The 12,931-nt window shown below is 70.6% G+C and carries 6 protein-coding genes; 1 reads left to right on the top strand and 5 read right to left on the bottom strand.

Going from position 1 to position 12,931, the window contains the following annotated elements; genetic code table 11:
- Position 1: 1 nt before the first annotated feature.
- A complete protein-coding gene (locus FB547_RS08830; protein ID WP_145741394.1) occupies positions 2 to 1,255 on the bottom strand; it encodes an MFS transporter in 1,254 nt (417 codons plus the stop codon).
- Positions 1,242 to 1,766, bottom strand: a complete 525-nt coding sequence (locus FB547_RS08835) for a GNAT family N-acetyltransferase (RefSeq protein WP_145741396.1) — start codon at positions 1,764 to 1,766, stop codon at positions 1,242 to 1,244. The genes FB547_RS08830 and FB547_RS08835 overlap by 14 nt, the downstream gene beginning before the upstream one ends.
- A 49-nt stretch (positions 1,767 to 1,815) precedes the next feature.
- On the opposite strand from FB547_RS08835, the gene FB547_RS08840 reads away from it, so the two are divergent.
- A complete protein-coding gene (locus FB547_RS08840) occupies positions 1,816 to 2,760 on the top strand; it encodes a LysR family transcriptional regulator (RefSeq protein WP_145741398.1) in 945 nt (314 codons plus the stop codon).
- On the opposite strand, the gene FB547_RS08845 is transcribed toward FB547_RS08840, so the two are convergent.
- The 3 genes from FB547_RS08845 to FB547_RS08855 form a co-directional block, all read right to left on the bottom strand.
- Positions 2,741 to 3,979 (bottom strand): MFS transporter, encoded by a 1,239-nt coding sequence (locus FB547_RS08845; RefSeq protein WP_145741400.1) that lies wholly within the window; start codon positions 3,977 to 3,979, stop codon positions 2,741 to 2,743. The two genes, FB547_RS08840 and FB547_RS08845, sit on opposite strands and share 20 nt — an antisense overlap.
- A gap of 167 nt (positions 3,980 to 4,146) precedes the next feature.
- Positions 4,147 to 4,686 (bottom strand): hypothetical protein, encoded by a 540-nt coding sequence (locus FB547_RS08850; RefSeq protein ID WP_145741402.1) that lies wholly within the window; start codon positions 4,684 to 4,686, stop codon positions 4,147 to 4,149.
- A gap of 30 nt (positions 4,687 to 4,716) precedes the next feature.
- Positions 4,717 to 12,906 (bottom strand): GH36-type glycosyl hydrolase domain-containing protein, encoded by an 8,190-nt coding sequence (locus FB547_RS08855; RefSeq protein WP_145741404.1) that lies wholly within the window; start codon positions 12,904 to 12,906, stop codon positions 4,717 to 4,719.
- Positions 12,907 to 12,931: the final 25 nt, after the last annotated feature.

A 12,931-nucleotide genomic window follows, 5' to 3' on the forward strand; every position in this document is an offset into this window, starting at 1 on the left:
CTCATCCGGCACGCCGGCCGCGCTCCAGCCGGCCGAAGCGCACGATCATCCACGGCCCCAGCAGCGCGCCGAGTCCGACCGAACTCCATGCCGCCACCCAGCTGTACGTGCTGCCGAGGCCGAAGCGCGTCTGCCCCCAGTCCAGCGCAAGGCCGAACACCCACGGACTCAGCGCGCCGGCGCCGAAGCCCATCACCGAGCGCACCGAGTACGCCACGCCCAGCCGGTGCGGCGCCACCACGTCGGCCAGCGCGGTCGAATAGACGGAAGAGTCCGCGATCGCGAGCAGGTTGTAGATGGCGGCCATCGCGGCCAGCAGCCACAGCGGCCAGGTCCACATCCAGCCGAACGCGAAGGACATGCACAGGCTCATGAGCGTGGCGGCCATCATGATGCGTGCGCGGCCGAAGCGGTCGGACGCGGCACCGCCCCCGATGCTGCCGAACACGCTCACCAGGTGCGCGAGCGCCGCCAGCGCAATGCCCGCGCCCTGCCATGGCGCGGCACCGCCGGCCGAGGCGACCAGGTAGGCCGGCAGCCAGGCCCACAGGGCCATCAGCTCCCAGCAGTGGAAGGCATAGGCCCAGTTGCCGGCCATGGCGGGCTTGTCGCGCACCGTCTCGGCCAGCGCATGCCAGGTGCCTTCGCGCGGCGTTCCCGTGCCGGCAGGCGGTGCGGGCGGCCGCATGCGCCGCAGTGCCGGCACCGTCAGCAGCGCACCCGCGAAGGTGCAGCCCGCCGCCGCCAGCAGGCCGAACCGCCAGTGCAGGGCATGGCTGAAGGCCGCCACCACCGCCAGCGACAAGGCGTAGCCCATCGACGCCGACCCAAGGAAGAGCCCCATCGCCCGGCCGCGCACGGCGGGCTCGGCGTTGCGCGCGAGCAGCTGCAGGCCCGGCGTGTACGAGGCGCCCGCGCACAGCCCGGCCAGGCCGTAGAGCAGCAGCGCCGAAAGATGGTCGTGCGCGAAGGCGGCAAAAGTCAGTGCCGAGCATGCGCTGACCGCGCTGCCGATGAAGAAGACGCGGTGCGGGCCGTAGCGGTCGGCCAGCAGGCCCACGGCAAACAGCGAGCTCATGTAGCCGACGTGCCATGCGCTCTGGATCGAGCCGGCCTGCGCGGCTGTCATGCGCCAGTCGGCCATCATGAAAGGCAGCACCCCGGAATAGGCTGTGACCACCATGGCCTGCAGCAGCCGGCTCGCGCACAGCAGCGCGAGCCATCCGCGAGCGGGGGCCGGTTCAGCGCAGCGCACGTTGCATGAGCACGGTGTCGACCCACTGCCCGAACTTGAACCCCACGTTGCGCAGCACGCCCACCGTTTCGAAGCCCAGGCCCAGGTGCACGCGCTGCGAGCCCGCGTTGGCACTGTTGCCGATCACCGCCACCATCTGCGCGAAGCCGCTGCCGGTGCAGCGCCGGATCAGCTCCTGGAGCAGCGCGCGGCCGATGCCATGGCCCTGCATGCCCTCTGCGACATAGATCGAGTCTTCGACCGTGTAGCGGTAGGCGGAGCGGCTGCGGTAGGGGCTCGCATAGGCGTAGCCGGCCACCTCGCCGTCCTTCACCGCAACAAGGTAGGGGAGGCCGCGCGCAAGCACGCCGGCGCGGCGCGCCTGCATCTCTTCGACGCTGGGCACCTCTTCCTCGAAGGAGCACAGGTCGTGCAGCACGTAGCGGCTGTAGATGGCCTGTACCGATGGCATGTGGTGCGCCCCGGCGTCGAGGATTTCAATGGCAGCGAGTGCTTGGGTTGGCGGAGGCATGGCGCGGATCTTGACGCTGCACTGACGATAAGTGAAGCTTCGCTTACTGATGCAAGGCATAAGAAATACTTTGGACAAGACACTGAACCTCGATCAGCTCCGGTCTTTCGGCCTGGTGATCGAAACTGGCAGCTTCTCGGCCGCGGCCGACCGGCTCGGCCTCACGCAGCCTGCGGTGAGCCTGCAGATCCGCCAGCTGGAGCGCAGGCTCGCGGTGCGCCTGGTCGAGCGCGTCGGCAAGCGCGCCAGGGCCACGCCGGCCGGCGCGGAGCTGCTGCGGCACAGCCACCACATCGAGACCGCGGTGGAGAACGCCATCGACGCGCTGGCGGACCACGCGAGCGGCATCACGGGCCGCGTGCGGCTGGGCACCGGCGCCACCGCCTGCCTGTATTTCTTGCCGGCCGTGCTGCGCAGCCTGCGCGAACAGTTTCCGGCGCTCGGCATCGTGGTGAGCACCGGCAACACCGACGACCATGTCCGCAAGGTGGAGGAGAACAGCAGCGACCTTGCGCTGGTGACGCTGCCGGCCGCGGGCCGGTCACTGAGCGTCGTGCCGGTGCTCGACGACGAGTTCATCGCCATCGGTCGCAGCGATCTCGCGCCGCTGAAGGCGCGCGTGGCGCCCGCCGATCTGGCTGCGCTGCCGCTGGTGCTGTTCGAGCCCGCGGCCAACACGCGCAAGCTGGTCGACCGCTGGTTCGCGGCCGAAGGCCTGCAGCCGCAGCCTGTCATGGAGCTGGGCAGCGTCGAGGCCATGAAGGAAATGGTGGCTGCGGGGCTGGGCTACGGCATCGTGCCGCGCATGGCGATGACGGGCCGCGGCGCGCACCCCGGCCTGAAGATCAGCCGGCTGGACCCCCGCATGCACCGCACGCTCGCCGTGGTGATCCGGCGCGACAAGCCGGTCAACAAGGCCCTGCGCGTGGTGCTCGATGCGATCCTGGCGGCGGGCGCAGAGGCCGGCCGCGCTGCTACTCGGCCGAAGAAGTAGCCAGCGCGGCGCCGCCGCGCGCCCGGCCCAGCGTGCCGACGATGAGCGCCGCAATCAGCACCAGCACGCCGCTGAGCACCATCGCGCTGGAGATGCCGTGGTTGTCGACCGTCACGCCGCCGATCAGCGCGCCGGAAGCGATCGCCACCTGGAAGCCGCTCACGAGCAGGGCCTGGCCGGCTTCGGGAGCGTCGGGCACGGCCTCCATCATCCAGCCCGTGAGCGCGACAGGGATCAGGCCGAAGGCCACGCCCCAGATCACGACCACCACCGCGCCGGGCACGAAGCCGGAGCCGATCACGGTCGAAAGCAAGAGTGCCGTGGCCAGCATCAGCGCCGCCAGCAGGGTGGTGCCGCGCACGCTGCGCGCCACCAGGCTGCCGCCGAGGAAGGTGCCGACGAAGCCCACCGCGCCATAGACCAGCAGCAGTGTCGAGACCGAGTTGGGCGCGAGCCCGAACACCTGCTGCAGCAGCGGCTTCAGGTAGGTGTAGGCCGCGAAGTGGCCGGCAATGAAGAACAGCACCGCGAGCAGCCCGACCTGCGCCATGCGGCGCGTCAGCGGCGTGAGCAGGTCGCGCGCACCGATGGCGCGCACCGGCGGTATCGCGGGCAGCAGCCACAGCTGCACCAGCAGCACCGCGGCTGCGAGCGCGCCGGGCGCGGCGAACGAGGCGCGCCAGCCGAACTGCGTGCCCAGGAACGAGCCGGCAGGCACGCCGAGCACGGTGGCGGCGGACACGCCCGCCAGCACCAGCGACATGGCGCGCGCCTTGGAGGCGTCCGGCACCAGCTGCGTGGCGGCGGCCGGCGCGAAGGTCCAGAAGCCGCCCACGCACAGGCCGAGCATCAGGCGTGCGACCAGCATGGTCGCGAAGTTGGGCGCAAAGGCGGCCAGCAGGTTCGAGGCGATCAGCAGGGTGGTGAGCGCGATCAGCACGGTGCGCCGGTCGAGCCGGCCCGAGGCCACGATCAGCGCGGGGCCGGCAAAGGCGGCCAGCACGCCGGGCATGGTGATCATCAGGCCGGCCGTGCCGTCGGACACGTTCAGCCCGCGGGCGATGTCGGTCAAAAGGCCGATGGGCATGAACTCGGTCGAGACCATGGCAAAGGTGCCGACGGCGATCGAGCCGACCGCAAGCCAGGCGGAGCGGGCGGTCCTGGCGGGTTCGGGCGCAAGATCATCGATGCAGGGGTTGCTGCTGGGTGAATTCGTCATGGGAAGAGGTCCTGGGCCGCGTCGGCAAGCGCATACCGACACGTTGTTGCGAAAGGCTGCCCAGTGTCGGAGCGGACGGGTCCGCGACAAAGGGGCCTGCCGGCAGTAGTCAGTTTCCCGGCGGAGAACAATCGACCCTTTTGCCGTTCGCCGCCTTCCCGGTTCCGCTAGACGTGCGATGCGCGAAGCTCCAGCACCCGCCCATCGGCAATGAACGAATCGCCCACCAGCACGCGAAAGGCCGCACCTGCGGGAAACCGCGCCGCTGCGGTTTCCGGCGACAGAAGCTCGATGTCGAGCGCATGCGGCTTTCCCCTTGCGAGCACTTCTCCCTGCGGCACGAACCAGCGCGCGGAGAAGCCTTCGCTGCCGACCACCAGCGCGCAGCGGTATTCGCCCGCGGCCAGCGGTACGTCGTGCGAAGGCAGCGCCGGCGGGCGCAGCGTGAGCTCGGCCAGGAAGTGGGGCGCGAACGCGCGCGTCGCATCGAAGGTCGCGGGCTCGGCCGGCGGCGCGCGACGCGGCAGCTTGCCGATGAGCCAGGCAATGACGTTGCCGATGATCGGCACCCACAGCACCATCAGCAGCGTGCCGATGTCGCGCGTGGTCGTGCCGCGCTCGGCGTAGTGCCGCACGATCGCGCCCGCGACCGCCACGCACAGCAGGATGAAGACGATGAGCTTGCGGCGGGACTGGATGGTGGTCATGGACAGGGAAATGGAATCGGCCCGCGGACCTTAACTCACCCGCAGCACCGCATCCGCCGGCAGCGCCTGCCAGTCGATCCATTCGCCGATGGCGGCATGGTGCGTGGGCGTTCCGGCGGCATCGGGCGTTCCCCATTGCAGCGTCAGACGCCGCTGCCCGAGCCGCAGCGCAATCTCGAACCCCGGCCAGTGCGCGGGTACGCGCGGCGTCAGCGCGAGCATGCGGCCCTTCACGCGCAGGCCCAGCAGCGTTTCGACGGCGGCGCGGTGCAGCCATGCGGCCGAGCCGGTGTACCAGCTCCAGCCGCCGCGCCCGACATACGGCGCGGCGCTGTAGATGTCGCCGGCCATCACGTAGGGCTCCAGTTCGTAGGCGGGTCCGCGCTCGGGATGCATCGCGCGGTGCGCGGGGCTCAGGCCCTCGAAGCTGCGCCATGCCGCTTCATGGTCGCCCTGGATTGCCTGCGCCATCAGCGCCCACACCGCGCCGTGCGAATACTGCCCGCCGTTCTCGCGCACGCCGGGCGGGTAGGCCTGGATGTAGCCCGGATTGTTGGCCGAGTGGGCGAAGGGCGGCGCCAGCAGGCGCAGCAGGCCGGCCGGCCCGTCGTGCAGATGCGTCTTGACGGCGGCCATCGCCGGGCCGGTGCGGGCGTCGTCCGATGCGCCCGAGAGCACTGACCACGCTTGCGCGATCAGGTCGATGCGGCACTCGTCATTGGCCGACGAACCGAGCGGCGCGCTGTTGTCGAAGAAGGCGCGGCGGAACCAGGCGCCGTCCCAGCCGGCATCGTGCAGCGCGGCGATCCAGCCTCGCCGCGCCTCGTTCCAGCGCGCGGCCCTGGCGTGCTCGCCGCGCGCCTGGGCGATCGGCGCGTATTGCTCGACCACGCTGCACAGGAACCATGCCAGCCAGACCGATTCGCCGCGGCCTTCATGGCCGACCCGGTTCATGCCGTCGTTCCAGTCGCCGGTGCCCATCAGCGGCAGGCCGTGCACGCCGGTCTTCAGGCTGCGGTCGATGGTCAGCGCGCCGTGCTCGAACACCGTGGCCGTGCGGCCGCTGTGCTGCGGCGCGTAGTAGGCGTCCTCGGCGCCCGCGGGAATCGCGGGGCCTTCGATGAATCCGACCACGTGGTCGAGCAGCGCGGCATCGCCGCTCACCTCGACGTAGTGCGCCGTCGCAAAGGGCAGCCACAGCAGGTCGTCCGAAAAATGCGTGCGCACGCCGGCGCCGCCGGGCATGTGCCACCAGTGCTGCACGTCGCCCTCGGGGAACTGGCGCGCCGCGTTGACGATGATCTGCTCGCGCAGCCGCGAAGGATCGGTGAGCGCGAAGGCCATCGCATCCTGCAGCTGGTCGCGAAATCCGAAGGCGCCTCCGGCCTGGTAGAAGCCGGCCTTCGACCAGAGCCGGCAGGCCAGCGTCTGGTAGACGAGCCAGCGGTTGGCCATGGCATCGAACAGCGGGTCGGGCGTGCGCACCTGCAGGCGGCCCAGCAGCTCGTCCCAGAAGCCGCGCACCTGCGCCAGCGCTTCGGGCACATCGCGTTCGCGCCAGCGGCGGGCGAGGGCGAGCGCCGCATCGGCGTCGTCGGCGTGGCCCAGCACGAAGGTGAAGCCGACGCTCTGGCCGGCGCCGACGACCAGTTCGCCGCCGACCGCCGCGCAGGCATCGAGCCCGCTGCCGGCCCGGCGCGCCAGCGTGTCGGGCACTTCGACGATGCCGCGCCCCGCGAAGAACTCGTTGCGGTCGCAGGTCCATTGCGTGGCACCCGGCAAACCTGCCAGCAGCAGGAAAGCCGTGCTGCCGCCAAAGCCCGTGCTCGATTCACGCTGCTGGCCGAACACCGCAGGCTGGTCTTCGGGCTTCCAGCAATGAACGGTGCGCCGGTCTCCGCGCGCGGCGCCGAGCTGCCACTCGGCCATGCCGAGCGCGCGCAGGCGCCGCTGGCCGGAGCCCTGGTTGTGCACGCGCACATGCACCAGCTTGACGGCGTCGTCCCGGTCCGCGAAGAAGGTGGTCTTGATGGCGAGCTCCCGCTGCCGGCCCTCGAAGACCGTGTAGCCCTGGCCATGCCGCACGCGATGCCGCACTTCGCCGCCATCGCCCGCACCCTGGCCCGCCGGCGTGAGCGGCAACAGCACGCCCGAGGCGAGGTCCTGCAGCAGGTAGTGTTCGAAGGCCGGATCCTGCACCGGATCGTTCGACCATGGCGTGAGCTGGTGCATGCGGCTGTTGCCGGCCCAGGTGAAGCCGGTGCCCCATTCGGACACCTGGAAGCCGAAGCCGGCGTTGGCGATCACGTTGATCCAGGGGCGCGGCGTGCGGTGGCCGGCGCCGACCTCGAAGCGGAACTCGCCGCTGTCGGCATCGAAGCTTCCAGCAGGCGCTGTCGTGGACGGTGTCGCCGCGGGCCGGACCAGCAACGCGGCACGCGACGATGCGGCCTGGGCCTCGGCGTCCGTGCCGGCATCGACCCGCGCCTCGTGCAGAGCCGCCACCTGCGTCTCGAGGGGGCGCCCGTCGGCGGTGAACACCACGCGCGCCAGCTTCGAAAGCGCCGCCTTCTCCGAGGCCGCCACCTCGTGGTCGCGCAGCAGGTAGAAGCCTGCCGTGTCGTTGCGTGGAAAGCTGTTCTGCGTCTGGTGCGCAACGCGCAGGCGCAGCGCCTCGATCTCGCGCTGCAGCGGCATCAGGTAGGAGTTCGGCTCGCCGTTGAGCACCACCAGGTCGCAGGCCACGCCGCCGAAGCCCCACCACGGCTGCGCACGCAGCAATGCGTTGATGAGCCCCATGCCGTCCATCGAATGGATCGCGACCAGCACGATGGGCTTGTCGCCCGAGATGCCGAAGCGCCAGATCTGCCGCAGGTCGACCAGTCCGCGGTCCTTCATCACGCGCGGCGTGGTGTAGGTGAGGATGGTCGTCAGGTCCTGCAGCGCAAAGGTCTGCGCGGGTGCGATGCTCAAGTCGCGCAGCCGCACCTGCGCCAGCGTGGCAGCCATGCGCGTGGCGCGTTCGACGTGCATCGGCTCCAGGTAGCGGTCGATGCTGGGCATCAGCGCCTCGATGCTTGCGTCGGCGGCGGTGGCGAAGCTCAGCCGCGCGGTGGCCCCCGGCGCGATCGACAGGCGCACGCGCAGGCATGCGATGGGATCGAGCCCGTTCACCGGCGTGCCGTCGGCCGCCAGCGGCTGCGCATCGAGCGCGGGGTTCGCGAGCGAGCGGTTGCGGCCGATGAAGGCGCGCCGGTCGGTCATGCAGTCGATGGAAAGCACATGGGCATCGACCGAGGCAAGGAAGTGCGCGGCGGCCACCACCGGGTCGCCGTGCAGGCGCGGCTTGCGCGCCATCAGCAGCGCACGCCATGCGGGTTCCCAGCGCGACTCGACGAACAGGTTGGCGAAGGCCGGATGCGCCTCGTCGGCCTTGGGATTCGACAGCACCGGCTCGAAGTAGGAGACGAGTTCGAGCGTGCGGGTCTCTCCGCCGCTGTTGTGCAGCGTGATGTTGCGCAGCTCGGTGTCGTCCTCCGGGCTGATCAGCACCGTGGTGCGCGCTTGCAGGCCGTCGCCGGCCGCATCGAACTGCACCTGCTCGGCGAGGAAGCGGGTGCGGTAGGTCCAGCCGGCGCCGGGCGCGGGCAGGGCCGTGAGCGAAACGGGCTCCTGCCGGCCTCCATCTTTTTTGGTATCGCGCAGGTAGAAGAAGGTCCCGTGGCTGTCGCGCAGCGGATCGTCGCGCCAGCGGGTCACGTTGAATGCGTGCCACCGGCTGACGCCCGCGCCGTTGGCGCGCAGGGCCACCGTGTAGCGCCCGTTCGACAGCAGGTGGGTGGGCTGGAAGCGGGACGCCGTCGGGTCCACCGCGCGGGGCTGGAACAGGGGCGCAAGTTCGCTCAGGCTGGGCTCGGGCGGCGTACGCGGATCGGCGCTGCCGATGATCTGCCGCGGCGTGCGCTCGTGCAGCAGCGATTCGTGCGCTTGCACCAGCGCGGCACTGCCGAACCAGCGGCGCGGCGCCTCGGTACGCAGCACATGGCACAGCGCCACCAGAGACATGCCCTGATGGTGCGCCATGAAGTTGCGCACCACGGTGAAGTCCTGTCCCTCGGCCTGGCGCGAGGTGGTGAAATCCACCGCGTCGTGAAAGCCGAATTCCCCGCGCGCGCCGAGCGATTCGAGCAGCTCCAGGTTGGCCACCGCCGCGGCCGGTTCGAGCACGGCGGCCATGGCGCTCGCGTAGGGCGCCACCACGCGGTCGGTGGGCGGCGTGCGGCGCAGCGCGAGGCGTGGCACACCGAACGGCGAATACTGATAGGCCAGCGAGTGGTCCTGCGCGAAGTAGGCCGATTCCGAAATGCCCCATGGCAGGCCCAGCGAACGGCCGAAGGCCTGCTGCTCGGCGATGGCCGCGGCGTTGGCCACCTGCAGCAGGCCGTCGGCAGGCTCCGGCATCACGAGCGCGGGCATCAGGTACTCGAACATCGAACCGGACCACGACTTGAGGCCGGGCTGGAAACCCACCAGCAGGAACGGCCGGCCCAGCGCCATCCAGTGGCGGCGAGGTACATCCCCCTTCGCAATCGCCAGGAAGCTCAACAAGCGCGACTCGGAGGCCAGCAGGTCGTAGTAGCTGGCATCGAGCACGTTCTCCTCGACACGCAGGCCGATGTGGAACAGGTGCCGCTTGGGGTCGTAGAGGCCGCTGAAATCCATGCCGGCGTGCAGCGCATCGCAGCGCTGAGCCAGCGCCTCCAGCGCGGGTTCCTCGTGGCGCTGGCAGCCCTCGGCAGCAAAGGCGCGGCAGGCCTGGGCCACGGCCACCAGGTGGCCCGCGAGGTTGCCGCTGTCCACGCTGGATACGTAGGCGGGCGGCAGCAACTGAAGCGTCTGCGTGTCGTACCAGTTGAAGAGATGGCCCTGGTGCTTCTGCATGCGGTCCACGGTGTCGAGCGTGGCCGTGATGCGCGCGAGCAGCGCCGCGGTGTCGATCCAGCGGAACTCGCGCGCGCAGCAGGTGGCCAGCAGGTACATGCCGATGTTGGTCGGCGAGGTGCGGTGGGCGATGGTCGGCCGCGGCTCGAGCTGCAGGTTGTCGGGCGGCAGGTGGTTGTCTTGCGGGCCGACCACGTGCTCGAAGAAGCGCCAGGTGTCGTGCGCCAGTTTCTCCAGGTAGCCGCGTTGTTCGGCGCTCAAAGGATCGGGCACCTGCGCATCGACGCGACTGCTCCACCACGCCGCGAACGGCGCCAGCGCCCAGGTCAGGAACAACAGCGGCCCGGCCACCGGGTAGGCGCTCCAGCACGCCGCCACCACGGCCAGCGCCAGGCAGAGCGCGCTGCTGAGGGCCGCGTTGCGCAGGAAGGGCAACAGCTGCTGGCTGGACTGGGCCTGGGCCTGGGCGGTCGTGGTCCATTGAAGCAGGTGCCTGCGGCTGACGGTCAGCCGCCATGTCGCCAGGAACATCGCATCGAGCAGCAGGCGCGCCTGTGCCGCCAGCTGCACGAACTGCCAGGCTGCGCCGGCCATGGCCCGCAGCAGTTCCACCGCACCGACGTCGAAGAAGTGGCGCAGCTCGATGGCGCGGCGCGTCGGCACCAGTCCCGCCAGGGCGCCGAGCAGCGGTCCGAGCATGAGCGCCGCGGCGACCGCGGCCAGCGCCCATCCGAGCGGCATGGCCTGCGTGAAGACCACGAGCACCAGCAGCGCGAAGGAGGCGGGCACCACCAGCGAGCGGCGCAGGTTGTCGCCCATCTTCCAGAGCCCGAGCGCATCGATGCCGAAGTGCCTGGCGCGCCACAGCAGTGGCAGCAGCTGCCAGTCGCCGCGCACCCAGCGGTGCACGCGCGATGCGGCCACGCCGGAGTGGTGCGGGTGGTCCTCGATCAGCACCACGTCGCTCACCATCGCGCAGCGCGCGACCGTGCCTTCGAGCAGGTCATGGCTCAGCACCGCGCCTTCGGGCAGGCGCCCGTCGAGTGCGGCATGCACCGCGCGCACGTTCAGCAGGCCCTTGCCGGTGAAGGAGCCGCTGCCGAACACGTCCTGGTAGATGTCGGATGCGCCGCTGCCGTAGGGGTCGAGCCCGCACTGCCCGGCAAACATCCAGTGGAAGAAGGAGCGCTCGCTGCGCATCGGAAACGGCGTCACGATGCGCGGCTGGAGGATGCCGAAGCCCGCGACCACGCGCCGCCCTTGTGCGTCGATCTCGGGGGCATTGAGCGGATGGGCGGCGATCGACACCAGGTCGCGCAGCGCGCCCGGCGGCAGGCCCGTGTCGCTGTCGAGGGTCAGCACATAGGGCGTTCGTCCCGGGGCCAGCTGCTGGCCCGGCGCAAGCGGCAGGAAGCCGCTGGCGTCGCCGCTTGCCAGCAGGCGCATCAGCATTTCGAGCTTGCCGCGCTTGCGCTCCCAGCCCATCCAGCGTTCTTCGGTACCGCTCCAGCTGCGCGGCCGGTGCAGCAGCAGGAAGCGCGGGGCCGCGCCGGCGGGCGCCGGATATCTGGCGTTGAGCGCGGCGATGCGCGCAACGGCATCGTCGAGCAGCGGCGCGTCTTCCGGCAGCGAGGCTTGCGGGGCATCGGCCCAGTCGGTCAGCAGCGCGAACTGGGCGTGCGCCTCACGATTGGCGAGCCAGTGCAGTTCGAGCCGGTGCGCGAGCTGCGCGGTGTTCGCGGGTGAGCTCAGCAGCGTGGGAATGACGACCAGCGTGCGATGCCGTTCGGGAATGCCGGCCGCGAAGTCGAGGCGAGGCAATGCCTGCACCCGCACCGACTCGGCCACGATGCGCTGCGCCAGGGCGATCAACGCCTCCGAAAGCGGCCATGCGAGCAGTGCCATCGCTGCGATGGCGGTCCAGCCGCGCGGCGGAGGCAGGCCGTGCGCGACGGTCGCGAGCAGCCACACCGTGCCCAGGACGATGGACAGCACATAGGCGAGCAGGCGCCAGCCGCGGCGGCCATGCAGCCGCCGGGCCCTCGCCGGCCGGCCGGCACGGCCCGCCGGCGCATCGGACTGCAGCGCCGCGACCAGCGCATCGCGCCCTTGGCCGAACAGGTGGTAGCCGGCGGTGCTGTCGGCGCGATCGGTGCCGGCGCTGTCACGGCCGGCCGGCGCAGCGGCCGCGAGCCGCACCACGGCCTGGGCCACTTCGCGTTCGGATCGGCCGCAGTCGCGCGCGATCCGCTCCATCGCATGCGTGATCTGCTGGCGCGTGAGCTCGCTTTCATCGGCGAAGCTGGGCAGCTCGTGCAGCGCGCGCAGCGAGCGGCTGACGGGTTCGATCAGGCCGCTCCACTCGACCTGCCCGATCATGCGCAGCGTGGTGATGATGTTGCCGACCGTGAGGTTGGCCGCGGCCTGCGCGTTCTGCGCCTCGCCGATCAGCGCCGGCCCGTTGGGGCAGTGCTGCTCGGTCCAGCGCACCAGCGCCGGCGTGTTCTCTCCGTGCTCCACCGGCAGGCGCTGCCAGAGCTGCGTGAGGTACGCATCCTGCAGGTTGTGGCTTTGCAATGCGCGGTACAACGTGTCGAGGTCCTGCGTCGACAGATGCGGTGCCGCGTCCCAGACCGCGTGCGCTATTTCGCGCGCCACCTTGTTCTCCGCAATGCTCTCGGCCACGCGGCGCAGGTTTTCGAGCAGCACCACGCGCAGGGTGGTGGGCAGCGCCCAGAGTTCGCCGAGCGTGAGCTCGTCGATGTCCTGGTAGGCGTTCAGAAAGGCGGTGAACAGCGTCTTGTTGAGCACGCTGTCGGTATGGGCCACGTAGGCCCAGGCAATGCCGTAGACGCGCGGCAGGCCCGCGAGCGGCGGCGTGGCGAGCTTGGGCAGCCGCGCGTAGTAGCTGCGCGGCACGCCGTCGTGGATCTGCTGGAGCTGCGCCTCCACAAGGTGGAAGTTGTCGAGCAGCCATTCGGCTGCGGGAGATACATAGCGCCCGCTCTGCGAGATCAGTGCGATGTAGTCGAAAGCATTGCGCAGCGATTCGAGGTTTTCGTCCACGCGCGGGAAAAAGGGCGCTCCCTCGCGCGCGCGGCGCGGGTCGAGTTCGACCACCTGGGCCCGGGCCAGGCTGTGGCCGTGCTGTTCGAAGCGCTGGGCTCCGAAGAGCTCGGCGCGGATCGGCAGCGCCACCGGGTCGTGGGGCGCAAGGAGCAGCGCGCGCGCGTACGCACTGAGATCTGCGAGCCGGTCAACGACAAAGGCGGCGCTCATGGCGCCGCCTTTGTCTGGAGTTCGA

Origin of the sequence: Variovorax beijingensis, assembly GCF_007828835.1 — a bacterium.
GTDB classification, from domain to species: Bacteria; Pseudomonadota; Gammaproteobacteria; order Burkholderiales; family Burkholderiaceae_C; genus Variovorax; species Variovorax beijingensis_A.